Here is a 22,034-nt window from a genome sequence, read left to right on the forward strand (position 1 = left end):
CCGTGATCGATCAGACTGCCATCATCCACGACACCGCCATCGTCCATGAGTCTGCCGTCATCGGCAAAGGGGTTGAAATCGGCCCCTTCACCGTCATCGGCGCCGAGGTGGAAATCGGTGACAACACCTGGGTGAGCTCCCACGTGGTGATCAAGGGCCCGACCAAGATCGGTCGCGGCAACAAGATCTTCCAGCACACCTCCATCGGTGAGGATTGCCAGGACAAGAAGTACGCCGGCGAGCGCACCTTCCTCGAGATCGGCGATAACAACGTGTTTCGCGAGAACTGCACCGTGCACCGCGGCACCACCCAGGACCAGAGCCTGACCAAGGTGGGTAGCGGCAACCTGTTCATGGTCAACGTTCACGTGGCCCACGACTGCATCATCGGTGACAACTGCATCTTCGCCAACAACGCCACCCTGGCGGGCCATGTGCACATCGGTGACTTCGTGATCTTCGGCGGTCTGTCTGCCATTCACCAGTTCGGCCGCGTCGGCTCTCACGCCTTCGTCGGTGGCTGCGCCGCCCTGAACAAGGACGTGCCGCCCTACGTGATGGCCGCCGGCAACTACGCCAAGCCGTTCGGGGTCAACTCCGAAGGCCTGCGTCGTCGTGGCTTCAGCGCCGAGGCGATCTCTGCCGTCAAGCGCGCCTACAAGGAGATCTTCCGCTCCGGCAAGACCATTGAAGAGGTGTTGCCCGTGCTGAGCGAGATGGCCCAGAGCGAACCGGCCATCCAGCTCTATGTGGATTTCCTCAAGGACAACGAGCGCGGGATCATCCGTGCCTGATCCCATTCGCATCGGCATCGTCGCCGGAGAGACCTCCGGCGACATCCTGGCCGCAGGGCTGGTGCGCGAACTGCAAGCCCGCTACCCGGATGCGCAGTTCGAAGGGATCGCCGGGCCGCGGATGCAGGCCCTCGGCGTGAAGGCGCTGTTCGAGATGGAGGAGCTCTCCGTCATGGGCATCACCGAGGTGCTGGGCCGTCTGCCCCGCATCCTCCAGGTGCGCCGCGAACTGCTGCGCCACTTCATCGCCAATCCCCCCGACATCTTCGTCGGTGTGGATGCACCGGATTTCAATATCGGGGTGGAGCTGAAACTGCGCCGCGCCGGTATCAAGACGGTCCACTATGTCAGCCCCTCCGTCTGGGCCTGGCGTCAGGGCCGCATTCACAAGATCAAGGCCGCCACCGACATGGTGCTCGCCTTCCTGCCGTTCGAGAAAGCCTTCTACGACCGTTTCGATGCACCCTGTCGCTTCGTCGGCCACACCATGGCGGACGACATTCCGCTGGTGCCGAATCAAGGGGCGGTGCGCGAGGCCCTCGGCATCGATCCCGCCCGTCGCTGGCTGGCGGTGCTGCCGGGGAGCCGCACGGCGGAAGTGGGCTTCATGGCGCCGGTCTTCCTCGAGGCGTGCAAGCACCTGACGGTGCACAACCCGGATCTCGGTTTCATCGTGCCTCTGGTCAACCAGAAACGGCGCGAGCAGTTCCTCGCCATCAAGGCCGAGGTGGCCCCGGAGCTCGACATGGTGCTGCTGGACGGCCAGGGCCGCGAGGCCATGATTGCCGCCGACGTGGTGATGCTCGCCTCCGGCACCGCGGCCCTCGAGGCCATGCTGGTGAAAAAGCCCATGGTGGTGGGTTACAAGCTCAAACCCTTCAGCTACTTCCTGGCCCAGTGGCTGGTGAAGACGGATTATGTCTCCCTGCCGAACCTGCTGGCGGACAAGATGCTGGTGCCCGAGCTCATCCAGCACGAGTGCACCCCGGCCAACCTGGTGGAAGAGGTGAGCAAGCTGCTGGACCATGACAACAGCGAGCTCATCGCCACCTTCACCCGGTTGCACGAGAAGATCCGCTGCAATGCGGATGTGCAGGCAGCGGAAGCGGTTGCCGCGCTGCTGGAACGCTAGTGGGCTCTGCCTGTGTGTCAGGCGTGATGTTGTGCTGATACTGGCCCTGCGGGGCCGGTTTTGATTCAAGGCTATGAGATGACGATCGATATTCCCGAAGACAAGCTGATTGCCGGGGTGGACGAGGTGGGTCGCGGCCCCCTGGTGGGTGACGTGGTCACCGCCGCGGTGATCCTGGATCCTGCCAATCCCATCCTTGGCCTCGCCGACTCCAAGAAGCTCTCCGAGAAGAAGCGGCTCGCCCTGTTTGGCGAGATCAAAGAGAAGGCGCTGGCCTATGCCATCGGCCGCGCCAGCCCGGCGGAAATCGACGAGCTCAACATCCTGCACGCCACCATGCTGGCGATGCAGCGCGCCGTGGCGGGGCTCAAGGTGACGCCCGAGCTGGTCTTCATCGACGGCAACCGCTGCCCCAGATTGCCGATGGAGGCCCGCGCCGTGGTCAAGGGTGACAGCCTGGTGGCCGCCATCAGCGCCGCCTCCATCCTCGCCAAGGTGACCCGGGACGCCGAGATGACCGAGCTGGACAGCCGCCATCCCGAGTACGGTTTCGCCCGCCACAAGGGCTACCCGACGGCGGAGCACCTCGCCATTCTGGCCGAACGGGGCCCGCTGCCCGAATACCGTCAGAGCTTCAAGCCGGTGCGCCGCGCCCTGGGGATCGAATAACCGATGCCGATCTGTCTGAACGATTTCTGCTTGCGCAATGAGAGGGCGTGACCATGGCTGATCCCCGCTTCATCCACCTGAGGGTGCACTCCGACTTCTCCATGGTCGACGGCCTGCAGAAGATCGGTCCCATCGTCTCCGCTGCCGCCGCCAACAACATGCCGGCCCTGGCCCTGACGGACCAGATGAACATGTGCGGCCTGGTGCGCTTCTACGGCTCTGCCCACGGCAAGGGGATCAAGCCCCTGGTCGGGGCGGATTTCTGGGTGCAGAGCGACGAGCTTGGGGACGAGCAGTTTCGCCTCACCCTGCTCGCCATGGACAACGACGGCTACCAGAACATCACCCTGCTCATCTCCCGCGGCTATCAGCGCGGTCATGTGCAGGGGCGCCCCGTCATCGACAAGGCCTGGCTTGGCGAACATGCCAAGGGGGTGATCGTCCTCTCCGGCGGGCGCGAGGGGGATGTGGGCAAGTTCCTGCTCAAGGGCAACCGCCAGATGGTGGAGCATTGCCTCGCCTTCTACCAGACCCACTTCTCGGATGCCTACTACCTGGAGCTGCTGCGTACCGGCCGCCCGGACGAGGAGGTCTACCTCCATATGGCGGTGGCCATTGCCACCGAGTTCGAGCTGCCGGTGGTGGCCACCAACGAGGTGGTGTTCCTCACCGCCGATGACTTCGATGCCCACGAGATCCGGGTCGCCATCCACGACGGCTACACCCTAATGGACAAGCGCCGACCGCGCCGCTACAGCCCCCAGCAGTACCTGCGCAGTCAGGAGGAGATGGCGGAGCTGTTTGCCGACATCCCGGAAGCCCTGGAAAACACGGTGGAAATCGCCAAGCGCTGCAACGTGACGGTGCGCCTTGGCGAGTATTTCCTGCCCAATTTCCCCACCGGCGACATGACCACCGAGGACTTCCTGGTCATGAAGTCGAAGGAAGGGCTGGAGGAGCGGCTCGAATTCCTGTTCCCGGATCCGGCGGTGCGGGCCGAGCGTCGTCCCGAGTATGACGAGCGTCTCGACATCGAGCTCAAAGTGATCAACCAGATGGGCTTCCCGGGTTACTTCCTCATCGTGATGGAGTTTATCCAGTGGTCCAAGGACAACGGCATCCCCGTCGGTCCGGGCCGGGGCTCGGGGGCGGGGTCGCTGGTGGCCTATGCCCTCAAGATCACCGATCTCGATCCGCTGGAATTTGACCTGCTGTTCGAACGTTTCCTGAACCCCGAGCGGGTCTCCATGCCCGACTTCGACGTCGACTTCTGCATGGACAGGCGCGATGAGGTGATCGATCACGTCTCCGAGATGTATGGCCGGGAGGCGGTATCCCAGATCATCACCTTCGGCAGCATGGCAGCCAAGGCGGTGGTGCGGGACGTCGGCCGGGTACTGGGCCACGCCTACGGTTTTGTGGATCGCATCTCCAAGCTGATCCCGCCGGATCCGGGCATGACCCTGGCCAAGGCGTTCGAAGCCGAGCCCAAGTTGCCGGAGCTCTACGAGCAGGACGAGGAGGTCAAGGACCTCATCGACATGGCCCGCCGCCTGGAAGGGGTGGTGCGCAACGCCGGCAAGCACGCCGGTGGCGTGGTGATCGCGCCCACCAAGATCACCGACTTCGCGCCGCTCTATTGCGACGACGAAGGGCATCACCCGGTCACCCAGTTCGACAAGAACGACGTGGAGTACGCGGGCCTAGTGAAGTTCGACTTCCTGGGGCTGCGCACCCTCACCATCATCGATTGGGCCCTTGGCATGATAAACCCCCGTCTTGCCAAAGAGGGCAAGCCGCCGGTGGACATCGCCGCCATCCCCATCGACGACAAGAAGTCGTTCGCCCTCTTGCAGCGTTTCGAGACCACGGCGGTGTTCCAGCTCGAATCCCGCGGCATGAAGGATCTCATCAAGCGGCTGCAGCCCGACTGCTTCGAAGACATGATCGCACTGGTGGCTCTGTTCCGTCCGGGCCCGCTCCAGTCGGGCATGGTGGACAACTTCATCGAGCGCAAGCACGGCAAGGAGGCCATCTCCTACCCGGACGAGAAGTGGCAGCACGAGAGCCTCAAACCCATACTCGAGCCCACCTACGGCATCATCCTCTACCAGGAGCAGGTGATGCAGATCGCCCAGACCCTGGCGGGGTATACCCTGGGTGGCGCGGACATGCTGCGTCGGGCCATGGGCAAGAAAAAACCCGAAGAGATGGCCAAGCAGCGGGCGGGCTTCGAGGAGGGGGCGGTCAAGAACGGCGTCGACGGCGAACTGGCGATGAAGATCTTCGATCTGGTGGAGAAGTTTGCGGGCTACGGCTTCAACAAGTCCCACTCCGCTGCCTATGCGCTGGTCTCCTACCAGACCCTCTGGCTCAAGACCCACTTCCCGGCGGAGTTCATGGCGGCGGTGATGACCGCGGACATGGACAACACCGACAAGATAGTGACCCTGGTGGACGAGTGTCAGCGCATGGGGCTGACCGTGATCCCGCCGGACGTCAACACCGGTCGCTACCGCTTCAGTGTCAACGAGGACGGCCACATCGTCTACGGCATCGGCGCGGTGAAGGGAGTAGGGGAAGGGCCCATCGAGGCGATCCTGGACGCGCGGGATCGGGACGGTCCGTTCCGCGACCTGTTCGATTTCTGCAACCGGGTCGACATCAAGAAGCTCAACAAACGGGTGATGGAGAAGCTCATCCTCTCCGGCGCCATGGACAGGCTCGGCCCCCACCGCGCCGCCCTGATGGCGACCCTGGAGGAGGCGATGCGCGCCGCCGAGCAGCACGCCAAGGCTCAGGCGGTGGGGCAGGTCGACATGTTCGGCGTGCTCACCGAAGAGATCGACGACGTCAAGAAGGCGTTCGCCAACGTGCCGCACTGGCCCGACAAGGTGTGGCTGGAAGGGGAGCGCGAGACCCTGGGGCTCTACCTCACCGGTCACCCCATCAACCAGTACAGCAGCGAGCTGCGGCGCTACACCTCGGGCCGACTGTGCGATCTGCATCCCACCTCCCGGGATACGGTGACCACGGCGGCGGGGTTGGTGATCGCGGCGCGCAGCATGGTGACCAAGCGCGGCAACAAGATGGGGATCTTCACCCTGGACGACAGATCCGGCCGTCTGGATGTGACCCTTTTCAGTGAAGCGCTGGAAAAATACGAAGAATTGATGCAAAAAGACCGTATTTTAGTGGTTTCTGGACAGGTCAGCTTTGATGACTTCTCCGGTGGCCTTAAAATGTCGGCCCGCGAGTTGCTGGATATCAACGATGCGAGGGAGCGTTTTGCCAGGGCAATCCGCATCTCCCTCGATGAACAACGCATTGACGAGCGCTTTTTCCCGCGTTTGTGCGAGATTTTGGAGCCCGCCCGTGCCGGAGTCTGTCCGGTTCAGGTAAACTATCGTCGCCCCGGTTCCCGGGTGCGATTGACGCTCGGTACCGAGTGGCGGGTGACGCCCACCGATCAACTGATAGATGACTTGCGAGTCCTGCTTGGACGAGAGCGGGTTGAATTGGTTTTTGATTAGAGGATCTATTGTCCCTATGAGTCTTTTTCTGGATTTTGAACAGCCGATCGCCGAGTTGCAGGCACAGATCGATGAACTGCGCCATGTGAGCGAGCACAACAGTGCCGTGGATCTCAGCGAAGACATTCGCCGGCTGGAGAAGAAAAACGAAGAGCTGACCAAGAAGATCTTCGGCGATCTGGGTGCCTGGCAGGTATCCCAGATGGCACGTCATCCCCAGCGCCCCTACACCCTCGACTACATCGAGCAGATCTTCACCGATTTCGACGAGCTGGCCGGGGATCGCGCCTATGCCGATGACAAGGCCATCGTCGGCGGCATCGCCCGTCTCGACGGCGAGCCCGTGATGATCATCGGTCACCAGAAGGGTCGCGAGACCAAGGAGAAGATCAAGCGCAACTTCGGCATGCCGCGCCCGGAAGGGTACCGCAAGGCCCTGCGCCTGATGGAGATGGCCGAGCGCTTCAAGATGCCGATCATCACCTTCATCGACACCCCGGGTGCCTACCCCGGCGTGGGTGCCGAGGAGCGTGGCCAGTCCGAAGCCATCGCCCGCAACCTGAAAGTCATGGCCGGCCTGACCGTGCCGGTGGTCTGCACCGTGATCGGTGAAGGCGGCTCCGGCGGCGCTCTCGCCATCGGCGTGGGCGATCGGGTCAACATGCTGCAGTACTCCACCTACTCCGTCATCTCCCCGGAAGGGTGCGCCTCTATCCTGTGGAAGAGCGCCGAGAAGGCCTCGGTGGCGGCGGATGCCATGGGCATCACCGCCCAGCGCCTGAAGGAGCTGAAGCTCATCGACAACATCGTCGAGGAGCCCCTCGGCGGTGCCCACCGCGACGTGGAGAAGATGGCCAAGCACCTGAAAGCGCGCATCAAGCAGGATCTGGATGCCCTGCGCCCCCTCGACAGCGAGCAACTGCTGGAGCAGCGCTACCAGCGCCTTCTGGGTTACGGCTACTGCTGATCTGCCGCTTCCAATAAAAAGTCCCCGCATGCGGGGACTTTTTTATGGGCGACGTTTGTGGGGGGACGCCGGGGCGGGCCTCAGGGGGCGGTCAGCGCCCGGTGCATACGGACGGAAGCACGCCCTCCGGCAGGGCTCAGGGCCCGCCACTCCCGCCACAGCAGCCAGCACAGGGGGGGCGTCAGCAGTAGCACGGTGGCGGGCTGTGCCATCAAGACCCCGTCGCGCCCCCACCAGAGGGGCAGCAGGAAGATGAGGGGTAGCAGCAACACCGTCTTGGCCACGGAGATGACGAGGGCCTGGCGGGTGCGGGCCATGGCCTGCAACAGCACGATGCCGAACATGACGATCCCCTCCAGGGGTAGGGCAGCGAGGTTGAGGGTCAGGCTGCTGATGGCGGCGGCGAGCAGCTCTGCGTCCTGATCCCCGGTGTAGAGCATGGCGACCGGCTGCGGCAGCAGCTGGACAATCAGCCAGACCCCCAGGCCATAGACCAGGGTGATCTTGAGCCCCATCGCCATCAGGAACTGGAGGTCGCGATGGCGCCGGGCCCCGGCTGCCTGGCTCACCAGGGGCTGGATGCCAAACGCCAGTCCCTGCAGGATGACGATGAAGACGGCCTCCGTGTACCCCGCCACGGTGAAGCCCGCCAGATCCTTGACCGTGCCGTGCACCATCAGCTGGCTGTTGTGCAGCAGCAACAGTAGCCCCAGATTGAACTGGGCGATGAGGCTCGGCAGCCCGGTGAAGAGCAGGCTGGGCATGGCCGGGAAGCGGGGTACCAGCTGGCGCCAGGTCAGCCGCAACCGGGCGTGGCGGGTGAAGAAGTACCCCAGGCCGAGCAGGCTGACCATGGCCTCCGAGAGGAGGGTGGCCTGGGCCGTGCCGGTGAGGCCGAGCCCGAGCCGGCCCACCATGATGTAGTTGAGCAGGATGTTGAGGAGGGCGCCGCCGCTCACCAGTACCATGGCGAGGCGAGGGCGGCCGTCGTTGCGAAGCAGGTAGGGCACCGCCAGGTTGCTGGCGAGCAGCAGGGTGCCACCGCCAATCCAGGTGAGGTAGTCGCTGGCCTGCTGCCAGGTGTCGGTGCCGGGGGCCATTCCCAGGGCCTGCAGGATATCGGTGTGCCAGTGGTGCAGCAGCAGCGGCGCTACCGTGCCCAGGATCAGCAGCAGCCAGAGGGCGCTGACCAGAGCCTGGCGGGCCAGAGCGAGGTTCCTGGCGCCCTGCTGGAAGGAGATGGCGGTGGCGGCCCCCATGGCGATCATGGCGGCGAGGCCGATGAGCACCATGATGACCGGATAGACCAGGTTGATGCCGGCAAGGCCGGCGGCCCCCACATAGTGGCCGACGAAGATGCCGTCCACCAGGTAGTAGGCGCCGGAGACCAGCATGGCCATGACGGAGGGGAGGGCATAGCCCCAGAAACGGCGGGCCATGGCCCGTTGACGCAGGCGGAAGTAGGCGGACATATCTGTACTCGGGAAAAGGGCCGGAATCGAGCAGACAGTCTAGTTTCTTATGGATTAATTGATAATCAGGCTTTCATTTGATGGATTGCTGAGTTCAGCTCATCAATCAACGGATCCTGTGATACTCCTTCAGCATGTCGATCAGGGCTCGCAGCCCTTGCCCCAGCTGGTGCCGGCCCGGATAGAAGAGGTTGAACCCGGCAAAGCTGGGGCTCCAGTCATCCAGCACGCTCACCAGCCGCCCCGATGCCAGGGCGTCGAACACCTCCCCTTCATGGCAGTAGGCGAGCCCGAGCCCCGCCTCGGCCGCCCCCAGGTAGAGCGCAGGCGTGCTGGTGGTGAGCGGGCCCGTCACTTCGATCTCAAGCAGCTCCCCCTCGGCGGCAAAGGCCCAGCGATAGTGGTGATGGGGTGTGAGCCGGTAGCCGATGCAGTTGTGCTGGCGCAGGTCCGAGGGGTGGCGAGGGGTGCCACGCCGTGCCAGATAGTCGGGGGAGCCCACTACCAGATAGCGCTGCTGCGGGCCCAGGGGAACCGAGATCATCTCCTGGGGCAGCAGGTCGCCGTAGAAGAGGGCGGCGTCGTAGCCATCCTCGATGAGGCGGGGCATCAGCTCCAGCTCCTCCACCTCCACCTGCATGCGCGGGTAGCGTACCAGATAGTCGATGAGCACCGGGGCCAGCACCTCCTGGATGGCGGCTCGGGGGGCACAGAGCCTGAGCCTACCCACGGGTTCGCCCGCGTGGCGCGTCAGCTCCGCCAGCGCCGCCTCCAGTTGCCCCAGGGTTGGCAGCACCTGGGCCAGCAGCCGTTCGCCCGCCTCGGTCGGCACCACGGCCCGGGTGCTGCGATTGAGCAGCCTGACGGCCAGGCGACTCTCCAGCCCTTTGAGGGCATGACTCAGGGCCGAGGCAGAGACCCCGAGCTCGAGGGCGGCCTTGCTGAAACTGCGGTGACGGGCGACGGCGGCAAACACGGCCAGCTCGGCGAGATCGGTGCGGGAGAGGGTCATGGTCGGTACGCAGAAAAGGGGCGGACACAAAGGGTACGCCATGGGGCGACGGGAGACAATCGGGGGGCAACGAGGGGGTTGTGACGGAATTGTTGCGCGTTTCAAGGGTGAGGTGGATCACACCAAAAAGTTTATATGTTAAAAAAAAATCGCAATATGGCGATTCAAGTGTGATCTGAAGCGACGGAAAGGCGATTCCAATCAAACTTTGGTTGATTAATTCAAAAAAACGCTGTGATTAATAGGGCCTTTTAACTAGAGTCATCTCATCGGATGAGGTGAACGTTATCCCGTTGTTAACGAGCGAGCACGATCCCCTCTGTATTACGACTCCCCGCCCGTGTTTGTTGCAATCAGGTTGCCACAGGGAGTGGCGGCCGGATGGCCGGGGCGGAGGAACAAACAGGACGAATAGCTGGAGTTCCAGGGAAAGGAACCGGGCCCAGGCCCACTGACAAGTTAAGATCCCACTTTCCTTGATGACAGGAACACCCCTATGTCTGACATGAACATTGCAGTTGAAGGCAGCTTGAGCAAAGCCTCATCCCGTGGCATCAACAAGGCCGACGTGGTCTGGATGCTGGGTCTGTACGGTACCGCCATCGGCGCCGGTGTCCTCTTCCTGCCGATCAATGCCGGTGTCGGTGGCCTGTGGCCGCTGGTCGCCATGCTGATCCTGGCCCTGCCGCTGACCTTCTTCGCCCACCGTGGCCTGACCCGCTTCGTGCTGTCCGGCTCCACCCGTGACGGCGACATCACCGAGGTGGTGGAAGAGCACTTCGGCAAGACCGCAGGCAAGTTCATCACCCTGCTCTACTTCTTCGCCATCTACCCCATCCTGCTGATGTACTCCGTGGCCATCACCAACACCGTCGAGAGCCTGATGGTGCACCAGCTGGGCATGACGGCACCTCCCCGTGCCATCCTCTCCCTGGTGCTGATCCTGGGTCTGATGGCGATCGTTCGTCTGGGCGGCCAGGTCATCGTCAAGGCGATGAGCGTGCTGGTCTTCCCGTTCGTGGTCACCCTGATGGGCCTGGCGGTCTACCTGATCCCGCACTGGAACGGTGCCATCATCACCGAAGCCCCGGCGCTGGGTGAGGCCTTCAACGGCGACTTCATCAAGACCCTGTGGCTGGCCATCCCGGTGATGGTGTTCTCCTTCAACCACTCCCCGATCATCTCCTCCTTCGCGGTGGACAACAAAGGCCGCTACGGCGCCAACGCCGAGAAGAAGTGCAGCAACATCCTGCTGGGCGCCCACGTCATGATGGTGATGACGGTGATGTTCTTCGTGTTCAGCTGCGTGCTGAGCCTCTCCCCGGCTGACCTGGCGGCGGCCAAGGAGCAGAACATCTCCATCCTCTCCTACCTGGCCAACCACTTCGACAACCCGGTGATCGCCACCGTGGCACCGCTCATCGCCATGGTTGCCATCAGCAAGTCCTTCCTGGGTCACTACCTGGGTGCGCAAGAGGGCATGAACGGCCTGATGGCCAAGTCCCTGCGCGAGAAGGGCAAGAACGTCGACGTCAAGCAGCTGAACAAGGTGACCGCGGTCTTCATGATCCTGACCACCTGGGCCGTGGCCACCATCAACCCGAGCATCCTCGGCATGATCGAAGATCTGGGCGGCCCCATCATCGCCATGCTGCTCTTCCTGATGCCGATGTACGCCATCGCCAAGGTGCCGGCCATGCGCAAATATGCCGGCAACCTCAGCAACGGCTTCGTCACCCTCATCGGCCTCATCGCCATGTCCGGCATCATCTACAAGCTGATTGCCTGATGACAGCGTTCATCCCTGTGAGAAAGCCGCCCCCCGGGGCTAATGCCAGTCAGTTAAGCCTGACTGGCATTGTTTTTACTAGGTTTTCTCGTCGCATACTTCTGTGGTTTGGCTTTGATGCACCTTGGGTAACTTCGTTCTCGGCGGGCGGGTAACTTGAACTGCTCTGCCTGTTTGTCCAACTCAGCGACACGCCCTGGAACCATGCCCGGTGACACAAACGGCAGGCAACTGAGTTCATGCAGCAGATACACCGATGCCATGTGAAAGCTCAACTGGCTGGCCGTATAGCCCTTTAAGCTCGCCGCCATCCTAACCATCTGATATCTCAGTAGGTTATAGGCCAATACCAAGCCCCATAGCTCCTGCCTTACTCCATCGGGTTTCTTGCTGCGCAGCGTCAGCCGGTGCTGTTGCAGGCTATGTTTCATCTCCCGATAGCCCAGCTCGATTTCCCAGCGATTCTGGTATAGCTCCATCAACTCGCTGGCCGGGAAGCGCAGCGGGTCGGTGAGCGAGGTCAGCACCTGCCGCTCCTTGCCGTTTACCGTCCGGGTCAGCAGCCGGGCTTCGAACTGCTCCGGCAACTCGCTCCACTTCTTCTTGGCCTGCGGACTGGCTCTGAGGCGTACCAGCACATCCTGCCGCCCCAGCTTGCGGATGACCTCGTATTGAGCCCCCTTTTTCAGCGGAATAAGCCAGTGACGCGCTACGCCCTGGCGTTGCCAGGCATGGAGTAACCCCAGTGAGTAGAAGCCCTTATCGAACAGGGTCAGGCTATTATCGGGTGTTTTTTCAATCAGTTGCTCTGCCAACACCATCTCGTTTACCGCACAGGAGTCCATCACTGTCTGGGTCAGCAGATGACTGGTCAGCTCCATCTGACACAACATGCGGACCTGGGGATATTGCGTCTCCCCCTGGACGGTTTTCGACTTGGCAAAGGCGCCGGCATTGTCCGGAGTATCGGGCGTGCGCCAGACCACCCCGTCCACGGCCAGCAGCTGCAAGCCGGCCCAGGTGGGGTGCTGACACAGCTGATGCCAGAGTGTGGCGGTCTGCTGGAACACCTGTCGAACGGCTTGGTCAGCCAGTTTTTGGCGCGCCTGGATGAAGGCGCTGGGGACGACAAACGGCCGGTCGCCGGGTAACAGGATATCGAGCTGGTTGGCCAGCTGGGCCATAGGGACATGACGAAACAAGGACATCCCGATAATGGCCCATAGCACCCGCTCCATGGGCATGCGCCGTCGGCGCAAGGAGACGGAGCCCGTCTCGGCCAAGCAAGCCTGCACCAGTTCAGGTGACAGCAGGTCAGACAGGGACTCAAACTTTCCGGGAGGACAGGCGTGAATGAAGTCGAGAGCTTGGTCGATACGCATAAAAAAATCCGAAACCCAACAAGGAGTTTCGGATTCTTACACAGCCTGAGGATCGGTCAATGGATCCTTAACTGATCGGCATTACCCCCCGGGGCGGTTTTTTTATGGGCACAAATGCTTAACAAAGCGGTGGTGGCGGCCTAACATGGCGGGATGTTTTTCTAGACGGGACAACAGGATATGTCTGGGTTGAAAAAGGATCTCGGGCTCTGGCAGGGGATGGGGCTGCTCGCCACCTCCCTGCTCGGTACCGGGATCTTCGTGGTACCGGCCACCGCCGCCTCGCTGGCGGGAGGGGCGTCGCTGTGGGCCTGGTTGCTGCTGATTGCCCTGGTGCTGCCCATCGCCTTTACCTTCGCCCGCCTCGGGCGGCGTTATCCCCACGCGGGTGGTGCGCCCCATCTGATTGGCCTCGCCTTTGGCAACGGCGCCGAGCGCTTCTCCGCTTTCCTCTTTCTGGCGGTGCTGCCGGTGGGCCTGCCTGCCGCCCTCACCATCGCCGCCGGTTTCTGGCACGCCCTGTTCGACATGGGGGAGTGGACCCTCTGGGGCATCCAGCTGCTCACCCTGCTCGGGGTCTTTCTGCTGGGGCTGCGGGGAGCGCGCTCCTCCGGCAACCTGCAACTGCTGATCGCCCTGGCCATTCTGGGGCTCACCCTGCTTATCTGGGTCAAGGGGGATCTCAGCTGGCGCGATGCTGCCCAGCCTCTGCCAACGGCGAGCGAGTGGCCCGCCATGGGCTCGGCGCTGGCGGTGATGTTCTGGTGTTTCGTGGGGCTCGAGGCCTTCGCCCACATGGGGGAGGAGTTCAAGCGGCCAGAGCGGGACTACCCCCTTGCCCTGCTGGGGGGCGTGCTGCTGGCGGGGCTCATCTACTGGGTACACTCGCTGGTGGTGCTCAAATATGACCTCTACGGGGACGAGGCGACCAATGCCACCGCCATTCCGGCCCTGCTCTCCCTGCTGTTCGGCCCCACCGCCAAGTGGCTGGTGGCGGTGCTGGGCTATCTCTCCTGCTTCGCCAGCATCAACATCTACCTGCAAGGTTTTGCGCGCCTTATCTGGAGCATGGCGCGGGAGGGCAAACTGCCGGTCTCCCTCTCTCGCCTCTCGGCCCGGGGCGCTCCCCTGCATGCCCTTGCCTGGGTGCTCGCCATCTGTTTCGTCTCCATCACCCTGATCCTCTGGCTGCGTCTGCCCCTCGATGCGCTGATCCGCTACGCCAACGGCAACTTCGTGCTGGTCTATCTGCTCTGCATGGCGGCCGGCTGGCGCTTGTTGTCGGGGACCGGCAAGGGGCTGGCGGGCCTCAGCGTGCTGCTCTGCACCCTGGTGCTGCTGGCCCTCGCCACCCAGGTGCTCTATGCCGTCGTGCTGAGCTTGGGGTATGGCGGCTTCTCCCTGTGGCGGCGCAGACGCCGCCGCTCGGCGTCCGATGAGGGTGTCTGCGCCATCAAGTAACTCCCGAAAAAAAGCCCCGCAGTGCGGGGCTTTTGGTTGCTGGTCACAGGCTGGCGGGCAGGTCGCTGCGCAAGATGGCGTAGTGGCGCAGGGAGATGAAGCCATCCCCCTTGCGCTCGCACTCCCGCGCCGTGCCCTCGTAGTAAAATCCGGCCCGCTCCAGCAGGCGGGCGGAGGGAAGGTTGGGCTCCTCCACCACCGCCATAAGCCGGTGCAGGTCGGTGGTGCGGTAAGTGAGCGGGAGCCAGAGTTGCAGCGCCGCGCTCATCACCCCCTTGCCCCAGTGTTCGGGATAGAGCCAGTAGCCCAGCTCGGCACACCGGTGAGTCGGGTCGGCATCGTTGTAGCCGATGGCCCCCAGCGGCTCGCCCGAGAGTCGGTCGCGAATGAGATGCCAGGCGCCACGGCCGGTGCGGGTCAGCTCGGCATACCAATCCATCTGTGCCCGGCATGCCGCCAGGCTGTCGTAGCTGACGCCGTAGTAGGCGACGACCCGGGGATCGGATAGGCCGCGATAGATGTGAGGCAGGTCGGTGTCGGTGACGGGATCCAGCCTGATGTGGGGTGGTGCTGATGTCATGATGACTCCTTGCGGCCAGCCGTGGCTGGCCGCGTGTGTTGCGTAACAAGAGATGGATGATCCGGGCTGGCGTCAGGCAAACCCGAGCCGCTCGGCCAGGCGCGCCAGCTCGTCACGCCACTGCTGCTGCAGGCGCGGGGTCTGGTGCCTGGGCTTGCGGGCCAGATCGGCGGCGAGCAGGGCATCGAGCTCATACCAGCGCGCCAGTAGCGCCTCTTCGTCATCCCCCGTGGCGGCCGCGGTCTGCGGGTCACCTGATCGAGCCGGGCTGCCCGCCTGCGGCAAGGGGGCATCGCCCAGCAGCTCGGCATAGGCCCGCTCGGCGCTGTGAGCCTCCTGGATGCGCCCGTCCTGTATCAGCCAGAAGCGGTTGCAACTGCGCTCGATCAGCTCCCGGTCGTGGGAGACCAGCAGCACGCCCCCGGGGAAGGCCGCAATGGCATCGGCCAGCTCCTCCTTGCCCGCCAGATCCAGGTGATTGGTGGGTTCGTCGAGCCAGAGCATGTGGTGGCTGCCGAGGGACAGGGCGAGAAACAGCAGCCGTGCCCGCTCGCCCCCGCTCAGGGTGTGCACCTGCTGGCCGTGGCGGACATAGGGGAAGCCCGCCCGGATCAGCGCCTGTCGCCGCGTCACCTCAGGCAGAGGGGCCAGGGGGTACAGCGCGTCGCTCAGGGTGGCGTCGTCAAAGAGCTGCTGCAGGGACTGATCGTAGTAGGCGATGCTGGCGCCGGGGTGGCAGTACCAGCCCGCCTGCGGACTCTGCATGGTCAGTTCGCGCCAGCACTGGCGCAGCAGGGAGGACTTGCCGGTGCCGTTGGCACCGAGCAGGGCGACCCTGTCTCCCGCCCGCAGCCAGAGCCCCTCGGCACGCAGCAGCGGCGGCAATGTTGGCGCTGGCGATACGTCGAGGGCCTCCAGCCGCAGCAGGGTGTCGGCGGGCAGGCTCACTCCGCGCAGCTCGAGCCGCCAGGGGGCCAGCGCCGCCACCTGGCTCTGCTCCTCCTGCAGGCGGGCGATGCGCTTTTCCATGGACTTGGCCTGGCGCACCAGCTTCTCGTTGTCATGCTCCCGCCCCCAGATGGCGAGGTGCTTGCTGCTGGCGCTCAGGCGGTCTATCTCCTTTTGCTCATCTGCCCGGCGCAGGCGGGCCTGCTCATCCTCGGCAGCCAGTGCCGCCCTGGCCGGGCTGCAGGGCAGGGCGAAGCGGTGCAACTGGCCGTCTCGCAGGATCAGGGTCTGATCCGTGACGCTGTCCAGCAGGCGAGCGTCGTGGGAGACCAGCACGAAGGCGCCGCGCCAGCCCAGCAGAAACTGCTCGAGCCAGAGCAGGGCGGGCAAGTCCAGGTGGTTGCTGGGCTCATCGAGCAGCAGCAGGTTGGGTTGGCGCAGCAGGGCGCGCCCTATCTGCAGCCGGCTGTGCTGGCCACCGCTCAGTGCACTGACCGGCAACGTGGCCTGGGCCTCCAGCTGCAGTTCGGCCAGCAGCTTGTCCACCTGCCATTCGGCGGCGGGGTCATTGCCCAGTGCATCCAGCAGCACGGCGCGGGTGCTGAGGGTGGAAAGCCCGGCGGGCAGTTGCTGGGCCACGAACTCGCAGCGGCAGGCGGCGGCCTGCACGACCCGGCCGGCCTGGGGCGTGCGCTCGCCCGCCAGCAGCGCGAGCAATGTGCTCTTGCCGCAGCCGTTGGCGCCAATCAGGCCGAGTCGGTCGCCTGCGCGAATGCCGAGTTCGAGGTGATCAAATAAGGGAAGGTGCCCCGCACTCATCTGCAGGGAATGGGTACTCATCAGGGTTGTCATGCTCTTGCTCTCTTAAATCGCGGGATGAGAAATCCCTGTCATCAGGAGCGCTGGCGACAACGGCAGAGTCGAGAAAGGTCTCGGTATGGAAAGGAGTCGGCTTTGCTCGAACCCGCTATCGCAGCGCGATGTTATGCAGGCAAGAGCACGCGAATGTGCCGAACAGGCGAGCCGAGAACATCGGACACGCTTGGATAACCATTTTTTACCTCCTTGTGTTTCGTTATGGCAGGGTGCGGCGATTATAGGCACAGAAAAAAACAGGCGTCCATCCGCCCTGTGGGGGCCGTGGGCACCGCATCGGGAGGTGCGGGGTAAAAAACGCCCCGTGATACGGGGCGTGGGGGGTCAGTCGCGGGGAGTCTTGAGGGCCTCAATCACATCGTCACTGGGGGCCAGCCCCTCCACGTGGTTGAAGCTCTCCAGCCCCTCCTGGGGATTGATGGTGAGGGCGTCGGCGCTCAGGTAGCTGCCGCTGCCGGCGCTCTCCACCACGACGATGACTTCAGGCTGCTTGTCGCCGTTGAGATCCAGCAACTTGATCTCCTTGATACTGCCATCGCGCGGCAGCACCTTGCCGTCGATGAACTGATCCAGCGGAAACTGGGGGTTGGCGCCGGAGTAGAGGCGCACGTCGTAGCTGCCGGTGGAGGCGGGCTCGCCGCGCCCTTCGCTGACGGTCACCACCTGGCCGGAGGGGAGCGTCAGCTGCTTGAAGAAGCCATCCGCCGCCTGGCTGGCGAGGGGCAGGGTGAGCAGGCCGAGAGTAAGGAATAAGGCTTTCATGGAGAGGACCCTTGTTGCTGCTTGTGTGTCTGTGACGGGCAGGGGACGCTTCCCTGCCACGTCGGAAGCGGGCAGGGGGCCGCTGGTCGGCCGCCCCCTGCCCGGGTTGTCATCACCATATCTTGACCCGTTTGGCCGGGTCCAGATAGAGCTTGTCGCCGGGCTGGATCTTGAATGCCTCGTAGAAGGCGGGGATGTTCGGTACCACGCCGTTGACCCGGTATTCCGGCGGCGAGTGGGGATCCGAGGCGAGCAGCATCTGCATCAGTTCGGGGCGATACATGCCCTTCCACACCTGGGCCCAGCCGAGGAAGAAGCGCTGCTCGCCGGTAAAACCGTCCAGCACCGGGGCCTCCTTGCCATCCAGGGAGAGCAGGTAGGCCTTGTGGGCGATGGTGAGGCCGCCGAGATCGCCAATGTTCTCCCCCAGGGTAAACTGGCCGTTGACGTACTGGCCCTTGATGGGCTCGAAGCGGTTGTACTGGGCCACCAGCCGGCTGGTGCGGAAGCGAAACTCCTTGAGATCCGCCGGCGTCCACCAGTCGCGCATCACGCCGTCACCGTCGGATTTGGCCCCCTGATCATCAAAACCGTGGCCCATCTCGTGGCCGATCACCCCGCCGATGGCGCCGTAGTTGACCGCATCGTCCGCCGTCATGTCGAAGAAGGGGGGCTGCAAAATGGCGGCCGGGAAGACGATCTCGTTGTTGCTCGGGTTGTAGTAGGCGTTCACCGTCTGGGGTGACATGTGCCACTCGTCCCGATCGACCGGCTTGCCGAGGCGCGCCAGGTTGTCGGCGTATTCGAAGGCGCGGGCCCGCTGCAGGTTGCCCACCAGATCGTCGGGGCGAATGGTGATGGCGCTGTAGTCCTTCCACTTGTCCGGGTAGCCGATCTTGGGTCTGAACTTGGCGAGCTTCTCGAGGGCCTGTGTCTTGGTGGCCGGGGACATCCAGTCCAGCTCCTGGATGCTCTGGCCGTAGGCGGTGCGCAGGTTCTCCACCAGCTGCTCCATACGGGCCTTGGCCGCTGGCGGGAAGTAGCGCTCGACATAGAGCTTGCCCACCGCCTCCCCCAGGTTGTTGTCCAGTACCCCGAGGGCCCGCTCCCAGGGGGCGCGCTGCTTGGGCGTGCCGCTAAGAGCGGTGCCGAAGAAGGCAAAATTCTGGGCATCGGTCTGGCTGTCGAGGTAGGGGGCGTAATCGGTGATGAGCTGCCACTTGAGGTAGGCCTGCCAGTCAGCGACCGGAGTCTGCTGCATCACCTCGTTCAGAGCCGAGAGGTAGGTGGGCTGGCCGATGACCAGGCTCTGCTGCCCCGCAAGGCCGGCCTGGGCCAGGTAGGCGTCCCAGTCGATGGCGGGGGCGAGGCGCCCCAGCTCGCTCACCGGTCCCTTGTTGTAGTTCTTCTCTCTGTCTCGCAGGGCCACGTTGTCCCACTGGATCTGGGCGAGCCTGGTCTCGAGGGCCAGGATGCGTTTCGCCTTGGCCTGGGCATCCGTCTCACCGAAGCGGCTCAGCATGGCGGCGATGTGTTGCTCGTACTTGTGCAGCAGCGCCTGGCTGTTGGGGTCGCGCTTGAGGTAGTAGTCCCGATCCGGCAGGCCGAGGCCGGCCTGGTAGAGGTAGACGGCATAGCTGTCAGGGGCCTTGGCGTCGGCGTCTATCCAGAAACCGAAGGGGGAGCCGCCACCGGTGCGGGCGCTCTGGGCGAAGGCGCGGGCGAGATCCTGCGGTGTGCTGATCTGCTCTATCTCGCTCAGCATCGGCAGCAGGGGCGTGGTGCCCTTGGCGTTGCGGGCGGCCTGATCCAGATAGCTCTGGTAGAGGTCGTGGATCTGCTGGGCCGGGGTGCCGGCGGCGGCTTTGCCATCCAGCCCCTCCACCAGCACTCGCACGTCCGCCAGGGATTTGTCCCGCAGCAGGTAGAAGGCGCCGTCGGCGGGCCTGTCATCGGGGATCTTGGCCGTGGCGAGCCAGTGGCCGTTCACGTAGCGGAAGAAGTCGTCACCAGGCTTGACGCTGGTGTCCATGTTGGCCAGCGCAAGGCCGGAGTGTTTGTCCGGTTGGCTCGGTGCCTGACTGCAACCGGCCAGCAGGGCCAGCCCGACGAGGGTGGCCAGGATGTGTTTCTTGTTGTTCATTATGGTTTTATTCCAATTCGGGTTATATGGCTTCCTTGCCCACGCAGGGAGCGATTCACTCTAGCAGCCGGGTTAGCGCTTGATAAGCCCGACTCTGCTAAGATCGGCCTGGTCGTATTGGGGAAGCCTATGATTTCTCGTATTTATTCTCGTTTTTGTCAGACCCTGCCCGCGCCGGAAGGTTCCCGCGGTCTGCTGGTGGCTTTCAGCGGCGGGCTCGACTCCACCGTCTTGCTGGTGCTGGCGGCCCGTTTTGCACGCGCCCACGGCCTCGCCCTGAACGCCCTGCACGTTCATCACGGCCTGAGCCCACATGCCGACCACTGGGTGGCTCACTGCGAAGGGGTGTGCCGGCAACTGGCGGTGCCCCTCATCGTGGAGCGGGTGCAGCTCTGCCGGGGCAACGGGGAGAGCCTGGAGGCCCAGGCGCGGGCGGCGCGTTATGAGCGACTCGCCGCCCACCTGGGGGAGGGGGAGTGGCTGCTCACCGCTCACCATCAGGACGATCAGCTGGAGACCCTGCTGCTGGCGCTCAAGCGGGGGGCCGGTCTGCGCGGGCTGGCGGGCATGGTGGCGAGCCAGCCTTTTGCCGCAGGCCATCTGTTGCGCCCCTTGCTCGACATGAGCCGGGCCGAGCTGGCGCAAGCCGCGCAGTCACTTCCTTATGGCTGGGTTGAGGATGAGAGCAACGAGGACCCGAGCTATGACCGCAACTTCCTGCGCCAGCAGATCATCCCCCTGCTCAAGGACCGCTGGCCCGCCATGGCCCGGACGACGGCGCGCACCATGGCCCTGTGCGCCGAGCAGGAGGCGCTCATCGGCGAGCTGGCCGAGGCGGACTGGCAGGCGGTGGGTGAGGGAGAAGGGCTGCGCATTGACGGACTCCTCTCCCTCTCCCCCGTGCGGCGCAACAACCTGCTGCGCCACTGGATCCGCCGTCAAGGGGGAGAGATGCCCTCCCGCGAGCTGCTGGGCCTGCTGTGGCAGGAGGTAGCGCTGGCGCGCGATGACGCCAACCCCAGGCTGAGCCTGCAAGGGTTGGCGTGTCGCCGCTATCAGGGGCGCCTCTACCTGGTGGCGCCGGATCTCGCCCCCCGCGAGGAGGTGCTGCCCATCGGGATGGAAGAGACGCTCACCCTGCCGGACGGGCTCGGGCAGTTCAGGCTCTGGAGAACGGATGGCGAAGGGTTGCGGACACCGAGGGGGGACGAGCCGCTCTCGGTGCGTTTTCAGGTCGCCCCGGGCGTCATGCTGAAACCGGTGGGACGGGTGGGCAGCCGGCGGCTCAAGAAGCTGCTGCAAGAGTACGGAGTGCCCTCCTGGCAGCGGGGGCGCATTCCCATCCTCTACTACGGTGAACAGGTGGCACTGGTGGCCGGGCTCTTTATCTGCGACGGATTTCTGGCGCCAGAAGAGGGCGTGGCGTGGGAGTGGCGGCCCCCCGTCACCCCGGATGCGGATTGACATCGCAGAGTGACAGGGGGCCGGGAGGGGAAGGGGGATGCCCTATTCGGGCAGGCCGGAGCCCCCGGCTTTCTTGCGGGCGTAGAGATGGGTATCGGCCGTCTCGTAGAGGCGCTGCACATCCATGCCCGACTGCCAGCTGGCGGCTCCCAGGCTGCACCCCACCGAGAAGGCGCTGAGCTCCTTGTGGCTGTGGAGCACATGTTGCAACCGCAGCCAGACCGGGCGCCAGGCCTCGGGGTCCGCGGGTTGCAGCAGCAGGGCAAACTCGTCCCCGCCGAGGCGAAACGCCTGATCCGTCCCGCGAATGCACCCCTGCAGCAACTGGGCGAAGCGGCTTAGCACCAGGTCGCCCACCGGGTGGCCCCAGGTGTCATTGACCTGCTTGAATCTGTCGAGATCCAGCAGCACCAACACCAGGCCGTGGGGTTCCCGGCTGTGTTGCTCCACCGCCCGGCCGATGGCCTCATCGAAGTAGGCGCGATTGCCAAGCCCGGTCAGGTGGTCGAGCCGCACCTGCTGTTCCAGCCGATCCAGCCGCAGATAGAGGGGCAGGGTGAGACTGAACAGCTGATGATATTGCTCAAGCAACCGCCTCTGGCCGTCGCTCAGGGGGTGCTCCAGCTCGTAGTGCAACTGGCCGAGCAACTGCTCGTGTCGTCCCCGCAGCTCGAAGCGATAGGCATGCAGGGTCAGCCTGGCCTGGGGCGGGTGCGAGATGAGGGGATGGGGCTGGCCAGAGTCGAACTGGAGCGAGTGGATCCGGACAATGTTTGCCACCCGCTCGGCAAAGATTGCCAGCAGGGCGTCAAGATCCCGTTGCCCCAGCAACTGCTCTATCTGCTGATAGCGGTCCTGCCCGGTCAAGGGCGCAAGCCGCTCCATCTGCTGTACCCACTGCTCTATGCCATGTCCGAAGCCGTTCAATGACGATGTGTTTTCCACGTTACAGCCCTTACACCTCTCCATTCATTGCGCAGGCTCTTGCAAGCCCTGTGCCTAAAATATGTCCGATGAAAAACAAGGGGGCTGGCTAGGCTTAACGGGATG

General features: G+C 64.1%; 16 protein-coding genes. 8 read left to right on the forward strand and 8 right to left on the reverse strand.

The window, feature by feature from the left end; translation table 11 throughout:
• The first annotated feature begins 2 nt into the window (after positions 1-2).
• From lpxA to accA, 5 genes are all read left to right on the forward strand, one after another.
• Positions 3-794 (forward strand): acyl-ACP--UDP-N-acetylglucosamine O-acyltransferase, encoded by a 792-nt coding sequence (gene lpxA, locus I6L36_RS18370; protein WP_010673415.1) that lies wholly within the window; start codon positions 3-5, stop codon positions 792-794.
• Positions 787-1,926, forward strand: coding sequence for a lipid-A-disaccharide synthase (gene lpxB, locus I6L36_RS18375; protein ID WP_216986765.1), 1,140 nt, complete (start codon positions 787-789; stop codon positions 1,924-1,926). The genes lpxA and lpxB overlap by 8 nt, the downstream gene beginning before the upstream one ends.
• A 78-nt stretch (positions 1,927-2,004) precedes the next feature.
• A complete protein-coding gene (gene rnhB / locus I6L36_RS18380; RefSeq protein ID WP_039039433.1) occupies positions 2,005-2,595 on the forward strand; it encodes a ribonuclease HII in 591 nt (196 codons plus the stop codon).
• 53 nt (positions 2,596-2,648) lie between these two features.
• Positions 2,649-6,128 (forward strand): DNA polymerase III subunit alpha, encoded by a 3,480-nt coding sequence (gene dnaE, locus I6L36_RS18385; protein WP_216987147.1) that lies wholly within the window; start codon positions 2,649-2,651, stop codon positions 6,126-6,128.
• A gap of 16 nt (positions 6,129-6,144) precedes the next feature.
• Complete coding sequence (gene accA / locus I6L36_RS18390) at positions 6,145-7,095, forward strand: acetyl-CoA carboxylase carboxyl transferase subunit alpha (protein ID WP_010673419.1); 951 nt, start codon at positions 6,145-6,147, stop codon at positions 7,093-7,095.
• Between the two features lie 80 nt (positions 7,096-7,175).
• Here accA and I6L36_RS18395 read toward each other — a convergent pair whose 3' ends face one another.
• Positions 7,176-8,567 carry an MATE family efflux transporter gene (locus I6L36_RS18395; protein ID WP_216986766.1) on the reverse strand — a complete coding sequence of 464 codons (1,392 nt, stop codon included), beginning with the start codon at positions 8,565-8,567 and terminating at the stop codon, positions 7,176-7,178.
• 106 nt (positions 8,568-8,673) lie between these two features.
• Positions 8,674-9,579 (reverse strand): LysR family transcriptional regulator, encoded by a 906-nt coding sequence (locus I6L36_RS18400; RefSeq protein WP_069785587.1) that lies wholly within the window; start codon positions 9,577-9,579, stop codon positions 8,674-8,676.
• Between the two features lie 496 nt (positions 9,580-10,075).
• Between I6L36_RS18400 and I6L36_RS18405 the strand changes: the two genes are divergently transcribed.
• Complete coding sequence (locus I6L36_RS18405; RefSeq protein ID WP_039039437.1) at positions 10,076-11,368, forward strand: HAAAP family serine/threonine permease; 1,293 nt, start codon at positions 10,076-10,078, stop codon at positions 11,366-11,368.
• A 53-nt stretch (positions 11,369-11,421) separates the two neighbouring features.
• Here I6L36_RS18405 and I6L36_RS18410 read toward each other — a convergent pair whose 3' ends face one another.
• Positions 11,422-12,750 carry an IS4 family transposase gene (locus tag I6L36_RS18410; RefSeq protein ID WP_010676218.1) on the reverse strand — a complete coding sequence of 443 codons (1,329 nt, stop codon included), beginning with the start codon at positions 12,748-12,750 and terminating at the stop codon, positions 11,422-11,424.
• Between the two features lie 180 nt (positions 12,751-12,930).
• Here I6L36_RS18410 and yjeH point away from each other — a divergent pair, with 180 nt between their 5' ends.
• Positions 12,931-14,211, forward strand: coding sequence for an L-methionine/branched-chain amino acid transporter (gene yjeH / locus I6L36_RS18415; RefSeq protein WP_041211297.1), 1,281 nt, complete (start codon positions 12,931-12,933; stop codon positions 14,209-14,211).
• 43 nt (positions 14,212-14,254) lie between these two features.
• On the opposite strand, the gene I6L36_RS18420 is transcribed toward yjeH, so the two are convergent.
• From I6L36_RS18420 to I6L36_RS18435, 4 genes are all read right to left on the reverse strand, one after another.
• Positions 14,255-14,791, reverse strand: a complete 537-nt coding sequence (locus tag I6L36_RS18420; RefSeq protein WP_216986767.1) for a GNAT family N-acetyltransferase — start codon at positions 14,789-14,791, stop codon at positions 14,255-14,257.
• Positions 14,792-14,863: 72 nt separating this feature from the next.
• Entirely contained in the window at positions 14,864-16,591 is a 1,728-nt protein-coding gene (locus I6L36_RS18425; protein WP_216986768.1) for an ABC-F family ATP-binding cassette domain-containing protein, read from the reverse strand.
• A 348-nt stretch (positions 16,592-16,939) separates the two neighbouring features.
• Complete coding sequence (locus I6L36_RS18430; protein ID WP_010673427.1) at positions 16,940-17,377, reverse strand: PliI family lysozyme inhibitor of I-type lysozyme; 438 nt, start codon at positions 17,375-17,377, stop codon at positions 16,940-16,942.
• 112 nt (positions 17,378-17,489) lie between these two features.
• The gene (locus tag I6L36_RS18435) at positions 17,490-19,520 is read right to left on the reverse strand and encodes a M13 family metallopeptidase (protein ID WP_041214694.1); all 2,031 of its coding nucleotides are present in this window, start codon (positions 19,518-19,520) and stop codon (positions 17,490-17,492) included.
• A 129-nt stretch (positions 19,521-19,649) separates the two neighbouring features.
• On the opposite strand from I6L36_RS18435, the gene tilS reads away from it, so the two are divergent.
• Positions 19,650-20,984, forward strand: a complete 1,335-nt coding sequence (gene tilS, locus I6L36_RS18440) for a tRNA lysidine(34) synthetase TilS (protein ID WP_216986769.1) — start codon at positions 19,650-19,652, stop codon at positions 20,982-20,984.
• Between the two features lie 42 nt (positions 20,985-21,026).
• On the opposite strand, the gene I6L36_RS18445 is transcribed toward tilS, so the two are convergent.
• Entirely contained in the window at positions 21,027-21,953 is a 927-nt protein-coding gene (locus I6L36_RS18445; RefSeq protein ID WP_216986770.1) for a GGDEF domain-containing protein, read from the reverse strand.
• Positions 21,954-22,034 lie beyond the last annotated feature (81 nt).

The sequence above is a fragment of the Aeromonas sp. FDAARGOS 1406 genome (assembly GCF_019048565.1).
GTDB lineage: Bacteria > Pseudomonadota > Gammaproteobacteria > Enterobacterales > Aeromonadaceae > Aeromonas > Aeromonas caviae.